The following is a 21,127-nucleotide window of genomic DNA, read 5'->3' as shown; positions in this document are numbered from 1 at the left end:
GCCGTTCCGGCCGCCTCCGGGAGGCGTCGTGCGGCGAGACTGCAGCGGGGAGTTCGCTGCCGAGCGGCTTCTTCGTCGGCCTGTCAGAACCTGCGGGCCGGATTGAGGTCCACCGCGAGCAGGCGCAGCGCGGCGTCGTGCGGGCTGTCCGGCTCGGCGTGGTAGAACTTCAGGATGTTCCCGTCGCCCAGGTCGGCCGACTGGTACATCAACTCGAACTCCCCGACGCTCGGGTGGTCGAAGGTCTTCGTTCCGACCGTGCAGTTCGCGACCCGGTGGCTGACCCAGAGCTTGGAGAACTCCTCGCTGCCGATGCTCAGTTCACCGATCAGCTCAGCCAACTGCGGGTCGTGCCGGTGGTTCCCGGCGATGAACCGGAGGTACGAGACGTTCGACCTGGCCTCCAGGGGCCAGTCCACGTACAGCCCGCGGACGTTGTCGTCCAGGAAGTTCAGCCGGATGACGTTCGGCCGCACCGTCGCGTTCTTCGGCGCGTCGTAATCCAGGTGCGGCGCGAACAGCCGATGGTAGAGCGAGTTCCAGCCGAGGATGTCACAGCGGTAGTTGAGCACCGCCACGGCCGCGTTCCCGAGGGAGTTGACCAGCATCCGGGTGTACGGGCTGATCTGGTCGATCTGGCGGGCCGGCAGCTCCCGCTCGGTCACCGGAGTGCCCACCTTCAGCAGGTACTCCTCCTCGTCCGGGCTGAGGTCCAGGGCGCGCGCGATCGCGACCAGGATGGCCGGTGAGGCGTGCGCGGTCTGCGACTGCTCCAGCCGCGTGTAGTACGTGGGGCTCACCCCAGCGAGCGCCGCCACCTCCTCGCGCCGCAGGCCGGGCACCCGGCGCGCACCGCGCACCGCCAGCCCGATCTCCTCCGGCCGGACCCGCTCACGCATCCGCTTGAGGTAGCTACCCAGGTCGGTGTTCACCGGTTTTTCCACGCTCCTAGTGTCACACGGGGGCCGAACGCGGGTCGGACGGTCGTCGGGCCACATCAGCCGGCGGTCGACGCGGCGCGACGGCGCAGCGCCGCCCACAGGAGCAGACCGGCCACGATGAGCAGCCCGGCGTCGACGGTCAGCGCGAGGTGGATGCCCGACAGCTCGTCGGCCGGGCCGCCCCCGTCGCCGATGCTTGCGGCGAACACGGCGCTCAGCAGCGGGATGCCGATGGCGATGCCGACCTGCTGCGCCTGGGTGGCCATGCCGGTGGCCATGCCCTGCATCGAGGAGTCGACGGCCGAGGTGGCGATCACCATGAAGGAGAGCATCGCCAGCATCGAGAAGATGCCGTTGACGAACTGCGCGACGACGACGGGGACGAGCCAGATCGGCTCGTTCGTCATCCACACCATGGGCAGCATGAACAGGCCCTGGCCCGCGAGCGCGGTGCCCAGCAGGATGCGCGGGGAGACCTTGCCGACGATCTTCGGGCCGATGGTGCCGCCGAGGATCTGGCCGGCGCCGACCCCGAGCAGGACCAATCCGGCGGCCAGCGAGGAGAAGTCCAGCACGTTCTGCACGTACAGGCCGGTGAAGAAGATCATCGCGGTCTCGCCGCCGAAGATGAACAGCGCGCCGAGGTTGCTCAGAGCGATGTCCGGCAGGCGCAGGATGCGCACCGGCACCAGGGCACCCTCGGTGCGGCCCTCGACCACCCAGAACACGGCGAGCAGCACGGCGGCGGCCACCAGGGTACCGATAGCCGGAGCGTCCAGGCCGGATTCGGCGGCCCGGGTGATGCCGTAGATGCCGGAGAACAGTCCGGCGGTGATCAGTAGGGCGCCCGGCAGGTCAAGCCGGTCACGGGTCTCGGCGCGGCTCTCCTCGACCACGATCGGCACCACGATCACGGCGGCCACGGCGACCGGGATGTTGATGAAGAACGCCCAACGCCATGAGAGCAACGCGGTGAGGACACCGCCGAGGATCGAGCCGACGGTGAAGCCCGAGCTCATCATGACGCCGTTGAGCCCGAGCGCCTTGGTGCGCATCGCGGGCTCGGTGAAGGAGGTGGTCAGCAGCGCCATCGCGGCCGGGGTGATCGCCGCGGTGGCCAGACCCTGCAGCGTCCGGGCCACCAACAGCAGCGTCGGGGACGTGGCGATGCCGCCGATCAGGGAGGCGACCGCGAGCACCACCATGCCGGCGACGAAGATCCGCCGACGGCCCAGGTAGTCGCCGACCCGGCCGAAGACCAGGGTGCAGCCGGCCGCGCAGAGCGCGAACATCGTGGTGATCCACTGCAGGTTGCCGGCCGTGAACCCGAGGTCCACACCGACCCGGGGCAGCGTCACGTTCAGGATTGAGAAGTCCGCCGCCATCATGAACTGGGAGGCGAGAAGGACCACCAGGACGGTGAGCTGGCGGCCGGTCATGCGGACGGAGGCGGACGGGGCCGGGGCAACGGCCGTATCGGTTGTCATGGTCCCAGCCTGGTGCGACCGGTGTTGATCAGCCAGAACCCGGCTGTGCCTATCCCCGGTCTGCCTACCACTGGCAATGACAGGCTCCGCACCGTGGCCCCGGGCACACTGGTCTTGTCACGATCTCGTAGCGCAGCCACCAGGACGATCGGCCTGCGCTCGGTGCCGGTGAGGTCGGGCGGAGTGCCGAAGGTCACGGTGTCTTCTCCGGCGGGGTGGTCGGGGCGGGTCGCGGCTGCTGCGGGATCGGTGCGCCCGGGGCGGCGAGGTGCAACAGCAGCCTCGGTCCGAGCCGTGCCGCCTGGTCGGTCCCGACGACCAGCACGAGGTCGCCCTCGGCGGTCGTCTCGAAGATCCGCTGCTCCGGGCCGGGTTCGCACGGTCCGGAGCGGACGCGGTGGACGGCTCCTGCTCCGAGTGCCCGGAGGGCGGCCTGCTCGACGGCGTCCAGCGGATCAGGTGCGAGGTGGGCGGCGAGCGGGGTGCTGACCGGCAGCAGCACCGCGTGGTCGGCATCGCCCAGAGCGGCGCCGAGTTCGGCGGCGTGCGCGCTGGTGCGGGCGATGCCGTCCGGCTCCAGGACCACGACCAGCGAGCCCTCGGTGAGCAACCGGGCGGCCGTGACGTCCTGGGCGATCTCGCGCGGGTGGCGGGCACGGGAGTCCACCACGGTGATGCCGGACTGCGTGCCGACCGTGGCCAGCGAACGCTCGACGCCGCGGAAGGCGCCGGCTCGCTCGGCGAGGGCCTGCGGGTCCTCGCCGAGGATCAGGGCGGTGGCGATGGCGGCGCACACGGCCAGGGCGTGGTGGCGGCCGGTGACCGGGAGGACGAAGGCGTGGTCCGTCCCCTCGTGTCGCAGGGTGACGCGGAAGTCCTCGCCGGTCCAGCGGGGCCTCATGATCCACACGGTGTCGGCCGGGTCGGTGCCGACGGTGACCACATGCGGTCCGGGCCGGTCGCCCAGGCGCTCGCGCAGGATCTTCGCGCCGTTGTCCCAGGTGGGCAGGACGACGGTGCCGGCGCGGCGGGCGAGGTGCTCGGCGGCGTCGAGGCCGGCGATGTTGTCCTCGTAGTGCGGGGCGTTCGCGCCGGTGGACAGGATGAGCGCGGCGGCGAAGCGGGGCTCGTGGTGGAGGAAGTGCGGTGCGGGGCGGTGCTGCCAGGCGCCGGGCGGAGCGGCTTCGTGGGTGGCGGTGTCCGGGCAGAAGTCCGCGACGATGCGGCCGTCCCCGGCGTGGCCGGCGCTGCCGCCGCCGGCCGGGGCGTTCAGGACCCAGCCCGTCCGGCCGTCATCCAGCACGGCGGCCAGGGCGGCTGCCGCGCTCGCGGTGCTGTGACTGCCCGCCACCGCCACCGCCTCGGACCCCGTCCGGGCACAGATGGCCATGAGCGCGACGGCCCGGCCGAGAATCGGCAGCCGCAGCACCTGGGCGTGGTCGAGCTCGGGATGCGCCCCGGCGAAGACACCCGACCACACCACGGCCGTCCGGTCGGTGCGCACGTGCTCAGGCTTGAAGCCCACCCGCACCTGGACGCCGACAGCTCCCAGCGCGGCCACCGCCGGGCTGTCCCGGTCGGCCTCGGGGACGCTGCCGGTGACGTCGGCGCCACTGCCGGCCAGCCACAGGGCGAGGCCCTCCATGCCGGGGGCGGCGACATCGACCAGGTGTACGGCCCTCAGCAGATCGGGCACGGCGGACGTGGCCGGGCCCGCGACGGGGCGGTGGCTGTCGGGGTGGGTGGTGGTGTCCATCGTGGTCTCCAACGGGAAGTCAGTGGAAGGAAGTTGGGCGGGCGGGGAGGGGGTCGACCCGCCGCCGACCCGGGGCTCATGCCTGGGGGAGACCGCGCTCCGGCTCGGCTCGCTGACGTGGGCGGCGTGGTGCTCCAGGTCCAGGTGGGCGACACCGGCCAGGTGCGCGACGACCTGCTCGCCGAGCAGATCGGAGGCGAGCCGGCCGGTCTCGAACGCGGTGAGCACCTCGGCCGGCGAGCGCGGCAGCCGGCGGTGGGCGTCGGCGCCTTTCGTCTCCGGGGCTCCGCCCGCGCCAGGGACGCATGGTCGGCGGCGGGCCCGTGCCGGACCGGAGCGCGTCCGATCGGTGGACCGTGCTGTGTCGCCCTGGTCTTCTGCCGACCGCCGTTCAGCGTTGCGCGGTACTCGGCCCCGAGCTCATGGCCTCCGAACGGTGAGGCATCGTCGGGGCTGTCCGTCCGGCCTTGGGCGCGCGGTGTCTTCCGCGGCTGCGGTGCCCGGGGGTTTCGGGGAGCGCCTGCGACCAGGCGGCTACCGGGTTGCCGAGCCAGCGAGTGGCCGGCGGCACCTCCTCGCCGCGCATCACCAGCGAGGCCGCGCCGACCGACGAGCCCGGCCCGAGGGTGGCCCCCGGCAGGATGATCGAGTGCGGTCCGATCGACGAGCCCTCGGCCAGGTGCACCTCGTCCAGCCGCATCACCCGGTCGTGGAACAGGTGCGTCTGCAGCACCACCCCGCGGTTGACGCTGGCGCCGTCGTCCACCCGCACCAGGTCGGTCTCCGGCAGCCAGTGCGTCTCGCACCACACACCCCGGCCGATCCTGGCGCCCAGGCTGCGCAGCCAGATGTTCAGGAACGGCGTGCCGATCAGGGCCGAGCCCAGCCACGGCATGGCGAGCTCCTCGACGAAGGTGTCGTACAGCTCGTTGCGCCAGACGAAGGTCGACCAGAGCGGGTGCTCGGCGGCCCGGAACCGGCCCAGCAGCAGCCACTTCACCAGGGTGGTGGTCACGCAGGCGAGGATGCCGGCGCCGAGCAGCACCGGACCGCCGCAGGCGATGGCGGCCGCCAGGCCGTCGGTGTCCAGCACGTCCTGCAGGGCGGCGAAGGCCAGGTCGCCCAGCAGCGCGGTGCACACCACCGGCAGGAACCGGCACAGCTCCACCGCGGCCCGCGCCGGCACCAGCCGCCGGGGCGGGTCGTAGGTGCGGCTCGGGTCGCCGGTGTCCGCGACCCGGGGCAGCGCGATGCCCGGCCGGCCGAGCCAGGACGAGCCCGGCGTGGCGTGCGGCGGCGCGTCGGCGAGCACGCCGACCAACGCGTCGTCCGGCAGCTCGCGGCCGGCCGCGACGATGCCGGAGTTGCCCACGAAGGCCCGTCGGCCCACCCGGGCCGCCCCGAGCCGCAGCCAGCCGCCGCGCACCTCGAACGGTGCGATCAGGGTGTCGTCGGCGAGGAACGCGCCGTCGTCCACCCGCATCAGCCCGGGCAGTGTGAGCACCGTCGAGGCCTCCACCCGGCTCCCGACCTTCGCGCCCAGCAGCCGTAGCCAGACCGGCGTGAACAGGCTGGCGTAGAACGGGAAGAGCGAGCTGCGCGCGGTGTCCATCAGCCGTGCGACCACCCAGACGCACCAGCCGACCCGGCCGTGCACCGGGTGGTACCCCGGCCTGATCGGCCGGCTGAACAGCCGGACCAGCAGCACCAGCAGCAGCGCGTAGCAGCTGACCCAGACCGCCACCAGCACCGGCGTCACCAGCATCAGCTGCAGCAGCGCGGAGCCCAGCGTCCGGTCGGTGTCCAGCAGCGGGCAGGCGAGCGCCAGGGTCGGCACCGCGGAGGCCAGCGGCAGCAGCCCGAAGCCGAACAGGCCGAGGCTGTAGGCGAGTTCCCAGCGACGGGACCGGTGATGCTCGGGGCGAGGCCAGCCGGAACCCGCAGGGGCGGCGTCCGGCACCGGGCGGGCCGGCGAGCCGTGCACGTGCGCGTCGGCCGGCACGGGGTCGAGTACGCAGCTGCCCGGGGCGATGTCGGCCCGGGCACCGACCCGGGCGCCCGGCATCAGGGTGGACCGGGTGCCGACCCGCGCGCCCTCGCCGACCTCGACCGCGCCCAGGTGCAGCAGGTCGCCGTCCAGCCACCAGCCGGCCAGGTCGACCTCGGGCTCGATCGAGCAGCCCGCGCCGAACCGGCCGAGGCCGCTCACCGGCGGCATCGCGTGCATATGGACGTCTTCACCGACCTCACAGCCAAGTGCTCGGGCGTAGTGGCGGGCCAATGGGGTACCGGCCACTGCTGCGACGTTGAACATCGCGACCGTCCGCTCGGCGGCCCACAGCCGCAGGTGCACCGAGCCGCCGCGCGGATAGCTGCCGGGCTTCACCCCGGTGGTCAGCAGCCGGGCCGTGCCGGCCCCGATCACCAGCCGCCCGGGGGCGCTGGACAGCACCGCCCAGCCGATGAGGATCAGCCACCACGGGGTGTACGGCGCCCGCAACAGGGTGCCGCCGGACAGGTTGTCCAGCGCGGCGAGGCCGAGCACCCAGCGCAGGCTGCTGACGGTGTACAGCACGGCGAGTACCAGGAACTGCACCAGACCGGCCCGGCGCGGGGTCGGCCGGACGGTCCGCCGCTCGCGCGGCGGGCCGCCCAACTCGTCCAGCCTGGCGGCCATGTCGAGCAGGCCGGGGCGGGCGTAGAGGTCCGCGACCGAGACGGCGGGGTACCGCTCGCGCAGCACCGAGACCAGCTTGGCGGCGGACAGGCTGGTCCCGCCGAGCGCGAAGAAGTCGCCGTCGGTGCCGACCGGGGCGCCCAGCAGCGCCTCCCACTGCCCGGCCAGCCAGCCGGCCGTACCGGCCGGGCGCGGGCCGTCGGGGGCGGCCGAGCCGGTGGTGGCCAGCGGCCAGGGCAGGGCGCTCCGGTCGACCTTGCCGGAGGTCTTGGTGGGCAGCTGGTCCACCACGCCGAGCACGGGCACCAGCGACTGCGGCAGTCGCTCCAGCAGCAGCGAACGGGCGGCGGCCGGGTCGAACGGGGCGCCGTCGTGCAGCACCAGGTAGCCGGCCAGCACCTCGCCGCCGGCCGGGGTCCTGCGCACGGCCGCCGCGGCGGCCCGTACCCCCGGCAGTGCCTGCAGCGCGGCGTCCACCTCGCCCAGCTCGATCCGCCGGCCGGCCAGCTTGACCTGCTCGTCGGCGCGGCCGACGAAGACCAGGCCCTCCGGCTCGGCCCGCACCAGGTCACCGGAGCGGTAGACCCGCGGGCTGCGCAGGTAGGGGCTGTGGCCGTACTTCTGGGCGTCCTTCTCCGGGTCCAGGTAGCGGGCGGTGCCGACGCCGCCGATCACCAGTTCACCGGTCTCGTACCAGGCGACCGGCTTGCCCTCGCCGTCCACCACGGCGATCTCCCAGCCGTCCAGCGGGGCGCCGATCCGCACCGGCTGCCCGGGAGACATCTGCGCGGCGGTGGCGACCACGGTGGTCTCGGTCGGGCCGTAGGTGTTCCAGAACTCCCGGCCGGGCACCGCGATCCGCTCGACCAGCTCGGGCGGGCAAGCCTCGCCGCCGACGATCACCAGGCGGACCTGGGCCAGGCACTCCGCCGGCCAGAGCGCGAGCAGCGTCGGCACGGTGGAGACCACGGTGATGCCGCGCTCGACCAGCCAGGGCCCGAGGTCGGTGCCCGCCTTGACCAGCGAGCGTGGCGCGGGCACCAGACAGGCGCCGTGCCGCCAGGCCAGCCACATCTCCTCGCAGGAGGCGTCGAAGGCGACGGACAGGCCGGCCAGCACCCGGTCGCCCGGGCCGAGCGGCCGGCGCTGCAGGAACAGCCGGGCCTCGGCGTCCACGAAGGCCGCCGCCGAGCGGTGGGTGACGGCGACGCCCTTGGGGCGGCCGGTGGTGCCGGAGGTGAAGATGATCCAGGCGTCGTCGGCCGGCGACGGCCAGGCCGGCTGCCCGCCGGGGCGGACGTGCGGGCTGGGCGCGATGGTGCGGCCGGCCCCGAGCACCGCGCAGACCTGGGCGTCCTGCCAGATCATCTCGGCTCGCTCGTCCGGGTCGTCGGCGTCCACCGGGACGTACGCGGCGCCGACCCGCAGCACGGCGAGGATGGCGAGGTAGAGGTCGGCGGTGCCGGACGGCACCCGCACACCGACCCGGTCGCCCCGGCCGATCCCCGCGGCGGCGAGCCGGCCGGCGAACTCGGCGACCCGGTGCAGCAGCGTGCGGTAGTCGAGCACCTCGCCGCCGGCGTCCAGCGCGGGGGCGTGCGGGCAGGCCTCGGCGGCCGCCACGAGGGCGTCGAGCAGCGTGCGGGCCGGCGCGGCCGGGGCGAGCGGCCAGAGTGCCCCGGCAGTGACGTCCGGAGTGACCTCGCCGGGACTTTCCGCCCCGAAATACTCGCATGTCTCCATCGAATGTCTCCATCGGCAGGGCTTCTCGACTCTCTGCCGACGGGACTCCTCATCCGCCGGCAGTCGAACGGGCGTGCAGACACCACGGCAACCACTCCGAAGCACACGGATGAACAGAGCATCAAATGCCATTCCATGCCGGGTCTGATCCGGGGTTCGATCTCACGAGGGTCGGATGCCGAACTGAGCGTCGTACCGCGGGCTGAGGTAGGAGTCCGGCGGGTGAGAGGTGTTCTCGTACCCGTTGAAGGGCAGTGGCTGGGGCTGGGGAAGGCCTGTCCTCGTGATCTTCGTACCTCCTGACGGCATCGACTGCGGAGGGTCGGCGTCGTGATCGCGGGTGCCGGCCGTGGCCGTTGCACCGCGATGGGTTGAAACCGGGTCGGTGTCCGGCCCGGCGGATCCAGTGCCGGTCGTCACCTCGGGAACGGCGGTGGGAGACCGCGACCTGGATGGCAACTGCGGGACGGGAGGTTTCCGGCCTGCGGTACGCCAATGAGCGTATAGGCATAACGACGTCAAGATCCGATGGCGGTATATGCCTTAAGAGGTTGCTAAGGATTCGCTCAGTCTCGTCCGGCCCGCAACGGCGCTCGCCGGGTCAGGACACTGCAGGTCAGGGCCGATGTGGCGGCGGCTGCGACGCCCTTGTCGCCATGAAGTGGATCACCGGGAGTGTGTCGGAAATGTCGGCCTTGCCCGTCGGGTCGGGTGAGCGCTCTCCTGAATGAGCAAAACCTTAGGTGTCGTTTAGGAACGGCCGCTGAACGGAGCATCGATCGCGTGGAGCTCCTAGCATCCATGTCACCAGCGGCCGATCTGCCGGGCCGTCAGCCCGTAAGCGTCCTGGCCGGCCATCGCCGGAGCACGACCGCGATTGCGACCCCCTGTCCCGCCAAACACGAGCGCCACACCCACCGCCATTACCCATCAGCCAGTTCCCGTCCTGCTGCAACGCAGGGCCGTAGGACCGGTGCCGCCGGGCTCCTTCCCCCCGCCCGGCGGCACCCCTGCTCGTCACCCCGGACGAGCTACCGGGGTGACGAGCAGCCCGGGCGATCGCGTCGGCGCCCGGCGTGGCCGGCGCGCGACCGGCCGCCAGCACCGCACCTGCCGACGGCATAACAGCAAAGAGAGTCGTGCCAATGCACTCCAGACCACGGTGCCAGCGCTGCCCTTTCGACGGGCCCGGCACCAGCCACATCTGCAATCCACGATCCGACGCCCCGTTCCCGCCGGACTCCCGCTTCGACCTACGCATCCCGCCGTACGTCCAGGACCTCGATGTGCAGGAGGCGGGAGCCGAGGCGGAGACGGTCGTGCTCCCGGTCATCGCCGAACCGGATCCGTTCGCCGAGCACCTCGCCGGTGCCGGTGATCCCGGTCCCGGAGGCCGCCGAGATCCACAGTCGTCCGGGGCTGCCGCCCGCCGGCTCACCCGAGGGACGGTGCTGGTCGTCGCGCTGGCCTTGGCGGTGGGGGTGGTCCTCTATGCGCAGATATCGGGACTGACCGCGCCGGCCGGCTCCGGGGACGGGACGGCGGTGACCATCCCCGGCGGCCCGGTCGGACAGGGCGATTTCTCGCTCTCGCCGTTCGCGTCGCCTTCCCCGAGCGGGGCGCCGTCCCCGCGGCCGGTCGATAGCACACCGGGCTCCATCGCGTCGGCGCCGGCGGACACCTCGCCGAGCCCCGCCGCACCGGCGCCGGCGGGCACCGCACCGGGCTCCGTCGCGTCGGCGCCGGCCGACACCATGCGCTCGGCCCCGGCCGAAGCCCCTGCCGCCCAGGTGCTGGTGGACGCCGCGTCCGGCAACTGCCTGACGGCCGGCCCGGACGGCAGCCTGCAGATCTGGACCTGCGACGGGCGCGCGACGCAGCAGTGGACCCGTACCGCCGCCGACGAACTGCGCACGGCCAACAGCACGCTCTGCCTTGCTCCCGCACAGGACTTCGGGCAGGACGGCACCCGGGTGGTGGCCACCCGCTGCACCGGATCGGACAGCCAGAAGTGGACCGTGCGCCCGGACGGCAATCTGGCCAACGCCAGATCCGGGCTGTGCCTGGACGTACTTGATGGATACCGGGCCAACGGGACCCCGCTCCAACTGTGGACCTGCCTCGGCCCGGCCGGCCGCGCCTGACAACGCCGTTGCGGCACAACGCCGTTGGCAATCGGTTCCGGCGCGTCCCGAGGCACGGCGAAGCCAGGGGTGAGCGATCCCTTAGCGGAACCGAAAGTTCCACGGAGGCGGTGTTCCGGAGAGTGGACGGGCCTTAGTGTCGGTCTCAGTCGGCCCGGCTCCGAGGGCTTTCCGTACCGGGCTCGCGGTTTCCCCGACCGCTCCGCCCGCACGGTGCGTCCGGCAGCCGGACTCCGGGCTTCACGCCCCTGGCACTCGCCGCGCCGCCGGCCCCCGACTTCCTGCCCGTTCCACTGCGGCTCCTCGCGTCCCCGACCTGCACAGTGAGGATCACTCCATGAACGACATGACCGACCCCACCGGGGCAGCCGCCCCGGAACGAGCCGCCGAGCCGCGTTGCAGGGTCCGCCCGCTCTGGGAACACGTCGCCGAGGCCGGTGCCCCCACGGCGGTGGCGGCCGCCGAAGCGCCGCGGCGAGTCGCCACCGACGAAGCGGTGAGCCGCCGGCCGGGGTCCCGCTGCCCGGTGGCTCCGGCCCACGACACTCCTGGCGCGGTGGCCGGCGCCCATGACGGCACACCGGCGTCGCCGGCCTCTGCGGAGAGCGGAATCCCGGCCCGGTCCGCGGCCGTTGTGGCGCTCCCGCACCCGGTCGGGCAGGCAGCCGTGCCGACGTCGACCGGCGGCGAGAACGCGTAGCAGTACCCGGCCGAACGGACGGCGCTCCCAGCAGCAGGACCAGGCCCCGGCCCTGCGCTCCACCGCGACCGACAACTCGTCTCGCTCCGCACGGTCGGGTCGACCAAGCGGCGTGTTCCGGCTGTCGGGCCGACGCCCGCTCCTTCGCGATCGGCGGGCCCCGCCCAGGATTCGGGTCGATGCGCTGTCGATCGTGTCCGTACCGCCACCTCCTTCGATGTCCGACGACAAAAGGATCAACGTATGCCCAGAACACTGAACAGGCACCAGTCCCGGGCCGACAGAAGCCGGGTGGCCACGCTCAGCCTGACTCTCGGTGGGCTGCTCGCCGTCGGCGCGTCCTTGCTGAGCGTCTCCTTCGCCGACACCGTCCCCGTCGCCGTCCCGCCCGCCCCCTCCGACCCGGACTGCACGCTCACCGTGCCCGACGCACCACTCACCGCCCGCGGGCTGGCCACCCCCTATGTCCTGACAGCCACCGACCCCGCCAAGGGCCCTTGCCACGAGAGCAACTCGCACCAGGCGGTCTTCGTGCAGGCCACCGTGCTCGACCCGGACACCGGGACGGTCTTCGTCTACAACCCGCTGGTGACCGACAAGGGCAGTGCGCCCGCCGTCGCCCCGGTGCTGCCCAAGCTGCCCGAACACGCTGTCGTCGGCGTCTGGTTCAGCTTCGACGGCAACACCCTCACCCTGGCCGGCCACGCCGCCGCCGGCAAGTGCGCAGGCCGATCGCCGATGCAGCCGTTCGGCCAGTTCGCCTCCTGCAATGCCGCCGAGTTCTTCAGTTCCGCCTGGTCCGCGCAGAGCGCCGGGCGGCTCGTCGTGCCGCCGCTGGGCATGGCCCGTGACGGCCGCCCCTGCCCGACCACCCGGGACCTGGGCATCGTCGGGCAGGACCACGACGGCAACGTGACCACCGAGTACCTGATCACCGCACGCGGTGCGACAGCACAGCGGACCGCCGCCACCACCGGCCGGCTGTCCGGCTCGACCGTGGCACGCAGCGCCGTCGCACCGCCCACCGGCAGCGACAACCTGCTGCTCACGAACTTCGTCGACCCGGCGCTCGGCTGCACCCCGTGGACGGCTCCCGACCTGGCAGACCCGGGCAGTAGGGTCACCTCGCTCGCCCTGAACGAGCTCCAGGTAGCCAACTTCAAGGCATCCCCTGTGGGTCTGGCCCCGCTCACCGGAAGTCCCACCAACCCGCCGCCCGGGGGAGGCAAGGACCGGTCCCGGCAGTTCCCCGCTGACGGCAACCCGCCGCCGGCCGATCACGCCACAACCGCCGATCTTCGCACCTACTGCCAGGCCCTCGCCACCGTGGACGCCCAACGGTTCCTACGGGACAAGGAGTTCACTGCCAAGGCCGCCTCGCCGCAGCCCGGACGCACGCTGTTCGACTTCCTGAACCAGCGGCTGGCCGACTCCTTCACCGGCCTCGGCTGCCGCCAGGTCCTCGCGCCGGCACCCAGCCCGACGGCGGGCGGAACGCCGACCGGTATGCCCAGCCCGACGGCCGGCGAGACGCCGACCGGCATGCCCAGCCCGACGGCCGGCGGAACGCCGACCGTCACGCCCAGCCAGCTCCCGTCGGCCTTCGGTACCCACTTCTGAGCTTGCCGTTCCAACCTTGCCGGTCACTCGACCTGCTGAGATCCCCCGGAACCGGGGACACACCCGCGGCCGTTCTCCACGCTTTGAGACCCAGTAGCGAAGCGCGAGGGAACGGCCGCTGCTCATGAGCATCCCAGCCGCACATCTGACTGCCAGCCAACTATGCGGTGTCATTGCAGGGTTGATCGCGGTCGGGCGCCGGGACCCGAGGCTCCGGTGCCGGCGTCCGGGTCCCTGGTCAGCCCATGGTGAAGAGGAAGCTGTCGGAGTTGTAGTAGTTCGGCAGGTGCATCAGAAATGATCCCGGGTGCGGTGGATTCGCCTTCGTCCAGTTCTGGGGGCCCAGGAGGTGGGCGGGATAGTCGCTGGAGGGCACCGGTGGAACGAACAGGAGACGGAATGCGGCTGCCTGGGCGTCCGGAGCGAATCGCCAGAGCTGCTCGGTGCGCCCTGCATCGGATCGGCAGGCCTGGAGGGTGACGGTGACGCTGCTTCCGCCCGCCGTGGTGCCGTCGAGACATGTCCCGGTACCGGTGTTGCGTAGCTGGTAGGTGTCCTGTCCGGCCGGTAGCCGCTGCCAGCGCTGGGTGGCCTGGCCGTTGCACTGCTGGAGCTGCAGTGAGCCGGCGGTCTGTGCGGCGGCCTGTGCGGTGGTCGTGGGGCCGACGCAGAGCTCCGAGGCGTGGTTGACGAGCGGAAGCCCTGCGGCGGCCGGTTGCGTGGGTGACGGGGTGGTGTCGGTGGGCGTGGCGGTCGCCGGTTGCGTGGGTGACGGGGTGGTGTCGGTGGGCGCGGCGGTCGGGGTCGGCGCGGCGGTCGGGGCGGCGGGGGTGGGCGGAAGGGAGGACATCGCGGCCGAGCCGATCTCCGGGGACGCACTGTCGAAGCTGTTGGTCGGCAGCGGTGTGGGGGGAGCGGGCAGGGTCGGGGCGTCGGCCGGCAGCGGATGTTCTCCGGCCCTCTCCACGGCGGTGAGGAGCAGGCCCGCGACGGCGAGTGCGGCCAGGGCCCCGGCGCCTGCCGCGGCGAGGGGCACGAGCAGGCGCCGGCCGGTCCGACCGTCGGTGCGGGCCGGTCGGGGCAGGCGCCGACTCCTTTGGTGGGGAGCGGGGTTGGGATCGCCGGATCCCGAATCGACGGGCACGGGGGCTTGGGGCTCCTGCTCGGGTGCGAGGGCCGTGGCCGATGGTGACGGTCCCGCGTCCCACAGCACCAGTGCCCTGAGCAGAGCGGGCCGCCGCCAGGTGCGGATGGCCTCCAGGTCCGCCCGGACGCTTCGGCAGCTCACGCACCTGGCGAGGTGGCGTTCGAGGTCGTCGGGTTCGCCGCTGGTGGTATGTCGGACGTGCTCGCCGAGCCGTGCGGCCAGGTGCCGGCAGGAGCGCTGGGGCGCGCGGGAGGCGTACGCCTGGAGACAGGCGTCCTGAAGGCGACGCCCGGCAGGGCTGTCGGCCTGCTGCGTACGGGTGGGCGATCCGGCCGCGTCGTCGAGGCGCTGCCACAGATCCTCCTGCCGTGCCGCGGGCAGGCTCTCGAACGCGCTCAGGATGAGCGAGTCCGCTTCGGCTGCGGTGAGCGCCGCGTCTGCCGACGCAGCTCCGTCGCCGGGCCGGGGAAGGTCGGCGAGCCAGGCGGTGAAGGCCGGGTTCAGAACCGATCCACGTCCCGTGTCGGCCCACTCGGCCGCCGTCCTGGTCACTGCGGCCAGCAGGTGCAGACGGCTCGGGGCCGGGTCGCCGCCGGGGCCGTCGGCTTCCCCTGCCCGCTTCCGCGCCTCGTTCGCGAGCTCCTGTGCGACGCGGGTGTCGGGGCAGCACGCGTCGGCGTACGCCGACACGGCGTCCAGGTGACGGTGCGTCGACTGGGTGGCGGTGCGTTCGTCCGGCTGTCGGGCGCCCGGGAGCCGGTGGGCTGAATCGGCTTCCGGGATCGTCGCGGTTCCCGAATGTGGCATCTTCACTCCTGACCATGCCGGTGGGAAGGCACGTGGTCGAACAGTCACTGCCCGGCCCCGGGTGCGAGGGTGGGGCCGGGGGCCGCGGGCAGGTCGGAGGATGCCGTGGGTGAGGCACCTCGCCCGGCGCCGTGACCAGCGGAATCCATGGCGGGCTTTCCCTGGGGGATCCATGGACCGGCGCCGCCAAGGCCTACTGGTGACGGGACCTCGGCGGAGGCGGAATTTACCAGCTGGTAGCTGTCGGCGAAAGATGATGAATGGTCAGTGTGCGAATGCGTTCGTGAGACGTTCCGTCAGTAAAGGATTCTTTCGATTGCGTTCGGACCGCGTTCGGAAGGGAGTCGATGCTTGCCGCGCATCGGTCCGTCAGCCGTGCCGGCCGCGCGGCTTCTGCGCTCCCCGCCGGCGGTTGCGCCAAGGGCGGCCGAGGGGCCGTCGGTCCTGGGCCGCCAGTGCGAGGTCCACCTCCACCCGTGCTCCGCCCAGCGGGCCGGGCCCGATGCGAAGGCGGCCGCGGGTGGACTCGGCCGCGCTGCGCGCGATGTCCAGGCCGAGGCCGGTCGATCCGGCGCCGCTGGTTCCTCGCGAGAGCGCGACCGCCGGGTCCGCGATGCCGGGCCCGTCGTCCTCGACCACCAGGACGACGCTCTGGGCCGTCCGCCGTACGCTCACGGCGAAACGGGTGCCGTCCGGGGTGTGCCGGAACACGTTGCCCACCAGGGCGTCGACCACGGCCGCGACGTGATCGCCCGGCAGCTGAACGGGGGTTGGCTCGTCCGTCGCCTCGAAGGTGCAGACCCGACCCTGTTGCTCGGCGAGGACGGCCCAGAAGCCGACGCGGTGGGCGGCGACCTCGGACACCTGGCACGACTCGCCCGGGGCCGGGCCGGCCAGTCCGGTGCCCGCGGCGCGTGGCGCGACGCCGGACTCGGCCCTGGGGGACCTGGTGGACAGGGGCGTGCGGGCGGCGACGATGATCGCATCCAGTTCGTCCTCGAGTTGTTCGACCGCCTTCGCCAGCTGTGGCGCGGCCGGTGTGGGGCCGATCCGTTCGGCTGCGAGGCGCAGTGCGGTCATCGGGGTGCGCAGTCGGTGCGACAGGTCGGCCACCAGCTCGCGTTCGGTCGCCAGCAGTTGCCTGACCCGGTCGGCCATGGTGTTGAAGGCGTCGCCGACCGCCCTGAGGTCGGGCGGGCCGGTGGGTTCGACGCGGACGTCGAGGTCACCCGCGCCAAGGGCTGCTGCGGCCTGGGACAGCTTGCGGGAGGCGCGTACCACGCGGGCGCCGAGGCGGTCGGCGACCAGCACCGATCCGAGGACCAGGCTCGTGGCGAGCAGGGCCATGACGGTCCAGGCCCGGGCCAGTCCGCGGTTCAGCTCCGAATCGGGCACGAACTCCTCGACCACGGCGATCTGGTCGTGCCCGAGCAGGACGGGTTGGAGGTAGTCCCGGCCTCCGGGAACGTCGCCGATCAGAGCGGTCCTGCCCTGCACCGCCCGGTTCAGCAATGGGGTGCCGGAATGGGTGGTGCCCAGCCGGCTGCCGTCGGGCAGATGGATGCAGAGCCGGCCCGTCGTGTTCGCGCGGGCCACCGCCACGGCGAGATCGGCCTGGTCCGGGACCAGCGTCAGCAGCGGCATCGTGGCGGCCACGCGCTGCTCGGCGGCGAGCATCGCCTGGGTCTGGACGTGGGTGCGCAGGAGCAGGGCCAGCGGGACGAGGAAGGACACGGTGACCAAGACCGTCACGGCGAGTGCGACCGTGGCAAGGGCGGATCTCACCGGGGCGACACCAGTTTCACCCCGACGCCCCGGACGGTGTGCAGGAAGCGCGGCCGGGCGGCGCGCTCGCCCAACTTCCGGCGTAGGCAGGACAGGTGCACGTCCACGGTCTGCTCGTCCACGTACGTCTGCCGCCACACCTCGGCGAGCAACTGTCGTTTGGAGACCACCCGGTCGGCGTTCAGCGCCAGGAACGACAGCAGGTCGAACTCGCGTCGGGTCAGACCGATCTCCCGGCCGGCGAGGTGGACCGTCCGGGCGAGCGGGTCGATCCGCAGCTCGCCCAGCACCAGCGGCCCGGGGCTCGCCCCGGGGACGCCGCCCCCAGGGGCGAACGTGCGAGCGGGGCCGGCGCAGCGACGCAGGACGGCGGTCAGCCGGGCGAGCAACTGCCCGCCGGAGAAAGGCTTGACCAGGTAGTCGTCCGCACCCGCGTTGAGCAGTTTGATGATCTCGGCGTCGTCGTCCCGCGCGGTTGCCACCAGTACGGGGACCTGGGACAGTCCGCGGATCATCTTCAACGCGTCGGCGCCGTCGAGGTCCGGCAGGCCGAGGTCCAGCACCACCGCGTCCGGCTGCCACTGGGCGACCTCGCGCAGTGCGCCGAACCCGTCGGGGGAACTGCGCACCACCAGTTGATGGCCGGCCAGCAGCTCTATCAGCGAGGCACGGATGGCGGGGTCGTCTTCGACGACGAGGACGGACGTCATGGCGCACACCGTAGCCGACGGGCCGATCCGGCTGACAGTGTCTTCGAACCGGTGGGCGGACAGGGGCGGGTACACCGGGCCATGCGGTCGGCCACGGCCCCGGTCGTCATGGATTTCCGCTGGTCAGCGAGGTGATGCAGACGGGATTCGGGGAAGTTTAGCGGAGGCTTAGGGCTTCCTTAGCAGAGGTGCGGCGAGTGGTCTCGGTTGGGTGGCCGCGGTTGCCGGAGTACCATGGCCCGCCCTCGGGAACCGCCGGCACACCATCGGCGGCGGCATCGGGTGGCACCGTTCGTGGACGGTTCCGGCGGGCGCGGTGGGATGCCGCGCCCGCCGGGGCGGGTTTCGGACGGGGTTGCGGGCAGCACGGCGGCCGGCTGATGCGCCGGTGCGTCCGCGGGCCGGTCTTCCCTGATCGCCCGCCGCAGTGGTCAGGAGACGTTGAGGGCGGTGTCGTCGATCACGAAGCTGGTCTGCTCGGCGCCCGTGGCCTCGACTCCGGTGAAGGTGATCGTCACCTTCTGGCCCGCGAAGGCCGAGAGGTCGAGGGTCTTGTGCACGTAGCCGTCGGCGGCGTCCCGGTTGGTGTAGGTGGCCAGGGTGGTCGAGTTGGCCTTGACGGTCAGGGTGTCGGCGCCGGTGGACGGGTTGCAGCTGGCGACGTGCAGCCAGAAGTCGAGGTTGGCCTTGCAGCCGGTCGGAACGGTCACCTGCTGGGACAGGGTGTCGGTGGCGGCGTAGGGGTAACCGCCCAGCCAGGCATCCCAGTTGCCCGAGCGGGGCTGCATTCCCGTGGAGTCGTAGATCACGGCGTCGGTGGCCGTCCAGGGCGCGGCCGCACCGGTCTCGAAGCCGGGATTGCCGAGCAACTGGGCCGGGGAGCAGGTGGCGGAGGCCCGGGTGGGGGTCGGCTTGCGGGTCGGGGTGGCGGTGGGCTTGGCGGTCGGGGTGGCCCTGTTCGACGGGGAAGGGCCGGTGGTGGTCGGTGTCGCGGTCGCCGTGGCCCTGTTCGACGGCGAAGGACCGGTGGTGGCCGGTGTCGCGGTCGGCGTCGGCTGCTGGCAGCCGAGGCCGGTGAGGGAGGCGGCGAGGCGCTGGGTGAGGAAGTCGAAGAGGTTCTGGCCGTCCTGGGGTGAGGGGACGGCGGCGGTGAACTGCTTGTCGAGGTTGACGCGCTGGGTGCCGAGGGTGGCGAGGTTGGTGCAGTAGGCCTTCGGATCGCCGTTGGCCGTGGCGCCGAGTGCGGGCTGATTCACGCCCGCGCGGTAGAGATTGGTCTTGTTCCGGTTCTGCTGGTTGTTCTCGTTGACCATCGGGTCGCTGAGCGGGACGAGCGCGACGGGCGCCGCCTGGAACTTGGCGGCCTGGAGTTCGTTGAGTGCGAGCGAGGTGACCTTGCTGCCCGGGTCGGCGAGATCGGGGGCCGTCCACGGGGTGCACCCCAGTGCGGGGTCCAGGAAGTTGTCGAGCAGCAGGTTGTCGCTGCCGTTGAGCAATGCGGCGGGTCGCGTCGCTCCCCCGCCGCTCATGGCGGAGAGATTCCTCGCGGTCTTCTGGGCGGTCGCGCCCTGGGCGGTGGACAGGTACTCGGTGGTGACGTTGTCGCTCTGGTCCTGGTCGACCACGCTGAAGTCACGCGTGGTCGGGCAGGGCCTGCCGTCGCGGGCCGTGCCCAGCGGCGGGACAGCCAGCTTGCCCGCCGCCTCCGCAGTGTTGGCGGCGATGAAGAAGGCCGGCGCGTTGCAGTAGGCGAACTGGCCGAAGGGCTGCCCACCCGGCGTGCCGCCCGTGCACTTTCCGGCGGTGGTCTGGCCGGCCAGGGTGAGGACGCTGCCGTTGTAGCCGAACCAGATCCCCACCACGGCGTTCGCCGGCAAGGTCGGGACGACCGGCGCCACGGCGGGCGCGGATCCCTTGTCGATGACCAGGGGACTGTAGACGGATATCGCGCCGGTGGCCGGGTCGAGGACGGTGGCCTGGACGAACGCCGACTGGTTGGCGTTGGACTCGTGGCAGGCTCCCTGCGCCGGAGCGGTCGCCTCCAACGTGTAGGGCGTGGCCAGGCCTTGGGCGGTGAGCGGGTTGGCCGGAACCTTGATGGTGCAGTTCGGGTTGGGCTGGGCCGGCGCGTCGGCGTGCGGCGCGGCCGGCGTCGTGGCGGCGAAGGACACGCCCAGGACGGCGGCGCCCGCGCTGAGTACGGCGGCGAGGCCGAGGGCGGGCCTGGTCACCCGGCGGCTTCGGCCGGGGGAGCGGTGATGAGCTGATCGTGAGGTCATGTGGGTCCTTCGGCAAGGGTGCCGTCACGGCGCGATGAGGGGCTGGGGGAGCAGCCGCCCGCGGACCGGTACTCGGGTCCACGCGGAAGTCCGCTTCGGGGGCCGACAGCCGGGAAGCGGGTCTCAACCTGCTTCGAACAGCGGCGTGTTCGATCGTAGGAGGCGGATGGGCTCGATGGCGTCGGCAGCGAGATCCCCTAAAAGTCGCCTAAGGACCAGCTCATCTGACGGACCGCCGCCGATGCCTCCGCCGCCCCCGCCACCACCCGACCGGGAGCACGAGCGCGCCCAGCGCGGGCGGCGCGGACGGGGGTTGCGCCGGGAAGTGATCGGGATCGGGAGACGGTCGAGCGTGCCCCCGGCCTTCGGGCGCGGCCGGCAGCGAGGAGAGCGAGACGGGTTCGTCCAGGTGCCGGACCCGCGGGACCGGCCAGACGATCGCCACCGCCCGACCCACCACGCTCGTCAGCGGAATGGTTCCCTGGCCCGGACTCCCCATGTGGAAGCGGGAGTCGGCGGACACATCGCGGTGGTCACCCATCACCCAGATCCGTCCCATGGGTACGGTGACGTCGAAGGTCTGTTGAGAAGGCGCGTTGCCCGGCGCGAGATAGGGCTCGTCCACCGCGACGCCGTTGACGGTGATCCTGCCGTGGGCGTCGCAGCAGGCCACGGTGTCGCCGCCGACCCCGATCACCCGCTTGATCAGGTTCCGCTTGTCGTCCGCGGGGAACAGGCCGACGAAGGAGAAAGCGGTCTTCACCGTGCGCAACACCGGCCCGTCCGAGGCGTTCTGTCGATCTGCCTCCAACCAGCCGCCGGGGTCCTGGAACACCACCACGTCACCGCGGTGCGGCTGGCCGCCGAACCACGGGCTGAGCTTGTCGACCACGACCCGGTCGCCGATGCCGAGCGTGTTCTGCATCGAACCTGACGGAATCACGAACACCTGCGTCAGGAAGGTTTTCAGCAACAGGGCCAGCACCAGTGCCACCAGCGTGATCAGTGGCAGCTCGAACAGGCGGGAACGTCTCCTCCGGCGCACCGCGCGCCGGGCGACCCTGCGCCGCTCGGCCCGCCCCCGAGCGGCACGGCGGCGCATCCGCCGCCGCGAACCGCGAAAGACTCGAGTTCTCATCGGCCAGAGCTTAGCGACTGCTTTCGGGGTAAAGCCGGTGGCCGTTCCCTCATTCGAATTCGCTGACCAGCTCGCAGCCCATCCGTCTGCGGCGAAGTCGAATTCACATCACTTGCCGATAAAGCTGCGCTAAGTCTTCTCTAACGGGTTTTCGGCAATGCTCGTCCGCATGTTCCCGAACCCGGAACGTTCC

General features: G+C 72.4%; 12 protein-coding genes. 3 read left to right on the top strand and 9 right to left on the bottom strand.

Features of this window, described 5'->3' with window-relative positions; genetic code table 11:
• Positions 1–83: 83 nt before the first annotated feature.
• The 4 genes from ACWCXH_RS25120 to ACWCXH_RS25105 form a co-directional block, all read right to left on the bottom strand.
• Complete coding sequence (locus ACWCXH_RS25120; RefSeq protein WP_449803730.1) at positions 84–932, bottom strand: helix-turn-helix domain-containing protein; 849 nt, start codon at positions 930–932, stop codon at positions 84–86.
• A 65-nt stretch (positions 933–997) separates the two neighbouring features.
• Positions 998–2,428 (bottom strand): MFS transporter, encoded by a 1,431-nt coding sequence (locus ACWCXH_RS25115; RefSeq protein ID WP_449803729.1) that lies wholly within the window; start codon positions 2,426–2,428, stop codon positions 998–1,000.
• Between the two features lie 193 nt (positions 2,429–2,621).
• Positions 2,622–4,412, bottom strand: a complete 1,791-nt coding sequence (locus ACWCXH_RS25110) for a Mur ligase domain-containing protein (protein ID WP_449803728.1) — start codon at positions 4,410–4,412, stop codon at positions 2,622–2,624.
• Between the two features lie 163 nt (positions 4,413–4,575).
• Entirely contained in the window at positions 4,576–8,604 is a 4,029-nt protein-coding gene (locus tag ACWCXH_RS25105; RefSeq protein WP_449803727.1) for a Pls/PosA family non-ribosomal peptide synthetase, read from the bottom strand.
• A gap of 1,145 nt (positions 8,605–9,749) precedes the next feature.
• On the opposite strand from ACWCXH_RS25105, the gene ACWCXH_RS25100 reads away from it, so the two are divergent.
• From ACWCXH_RS25100 to ACWCXH_RS25090, 3 genes are all read left to right on the top strand, one after another.
• The gene (locus tag ACWCXH_RS25100) at positions 9,750–10,748 is read left to right on the top strand and encodes a ricin-type beta-trefoil lectin domain protein (protein WP_449803726.1); all 999 of its coding nucleotides are present in this window, start codon (positions 9,750–9,752) and stop codon (positions 10,746–10,748) included.
• Between the two features lie 337 nt (positions 10,749–11,085).
• Positions 11,086–11,448: a hypothetical protein gene (locus ACWCXH_RS25095; protein WP_449803725.1), complete on the top strand. Its 363-nt coding sequence runs from the start codon at positions 11,086–11,088 to the stop codon at positions 11,446–11,448.
• 243 nt (positions 11,449–11,691) lie between these two features.
• Complete coding sequence (locus ACWCXH_RS25090) at positions 11,692–13,068, top strand: hypothetical protein (RefSeq protein WP_449803724.1); 1,377 nt, start codon at positions 11,692–11,694, stop codon at positions 13,066–13,068.
• A 238-nt stretch (positions 13,069–13,306) separates the two neighbouring features.
• Here ACWCXH_RS25090 and ACWCXH_RS25085 read toward each other — a convergent pair whose 3' ends face one another.
• The 5 genes from ACWCXH_RS25085 to lepB all read right to left on the bottom strand — a co-directional run bounded on the left by ACWCXH_RS25085 (position 13,307) and on the right by lepB (position 20,934).
• Entirely contained in the window at positions 13,307–15,022 is a 1,716-nt protein-coding gene (locus ACWCXH_RS25085) for an RICIN domain-containing protein (protein ID WP_449803723.1), read from the bottom strand.
• A 369-nt stretch (positions 15,023–15,391) separates the two neighbouring features.
• Positions 15,392–16,774, bottom strand: a complete 1,383-nt coding sequence (locus tag ACWCXH_RS25080; protein ID WP_449803722.1) for a sensor histidine kinase — start codon at positions 16,772–16,774, stop codon at positions 15,392–15,394.
• A 29-nt stretch (positions 16,775–16,803) separates the two neighbouring features.
• A complete protein-coding gene (locus tag ACWCXH_RS25075; RefSeq protein ID WP_449803721.1) occupies positions 16,804–17,517 on the bottom strand; it encodes a response regulator transcription factor in 714 nt (237 codons plus the stop codon).
• Positions 17,518–17,948: 431 nt separating this feature from the next.
• On the bottom strand, positions 17,949–19,748 hold the full coding sequence (locus tag ACWCXH_RS25070) for a hypothetical protein (protein WP_449803720.1): 1,800 nt from the start codon (positions 19,746–19,748) through the stop codon (positions 17,949–17,951).
• A gap of 268 nt (positions 19,749–20,016) precedes the next feature.
• On the bottom strand, positions 20,017–20,934 hold the full coding sequence (gene lepB / locus ACWCXH_RS25065; RefSeq protein ID WP_449803719.1) for a signal peptidase I: 918 nt from the start codon (positions 20,932–20,934) through the stop codon (positions 20,017–20,019).
• Between the last annotated feature and the right edge of the window lie 193 nt (positions 20,935–21,127).

It is taken from the genome of Kitasatospora sp. NPDC001660 (assembly GCF_053596725.1).
This window is presented reverse-complemented; position numbering and strand designations above follow the sequence as displayed.

Coding starts and splice junctions, on each gene's coding strand:
- ACWCXH_RS25105 (WP_449803727.1), bottom strand. CDS start 8,604: ATGGAGACATGCGAGTATTTCGGGGCGGAAAGTCCCGGCGAGGTCACT.
- ACWCXH_RS25115 (WP_449803729.1), bottom strand. CDS start 2,428: ATGACAACCGATACGGCCGTTGCCCCGGCCCCGTCCGCCTCCGTCCGC.
- lepB (WP_449803719.1), bottom strand. CDS start 20,934: ATGAGAACTCGAGTCTTTCGCGGTTCGCGGCGGCGGATGCGCCGCCGT.
- ACWCXH_RS25075 (WP_449803721.1), bottom strand. CDS start 17,517: ATGACGTCCGTCCTCGTCGTCGAAGACGACCCCGCCATCCGTGCCTCG.
- ACWCXH_RS25100 (WP_449803726.1), top strand. CDS start 9,750: ATGCACTCCAGACCACGGTGCCAGCGCTGCCCTTTCGACGGGCCCGGC.
- ACWCXH_RS25090 (WP_449803724.1), top strand. CDS start 11,692: ATGCCCAGAACACTGAACAGGCACCAGTCCCGGGCCGACAGAAGCCGG.
- ACWCXH_RS25095 (WP_449803725.1), top strand. CDS start 11,086: ATGAACGACATGACCGACCCCACCGGGGCAGCCGCCCCGGAACGAGCC.
- ACWCXH_RS25085 (WP_449803723.1), bottom strand. CDS start 15,022: ATGCCACATTCGGGAACCGCGACGATCCCGGAAGCCGATTCAGCCCAC.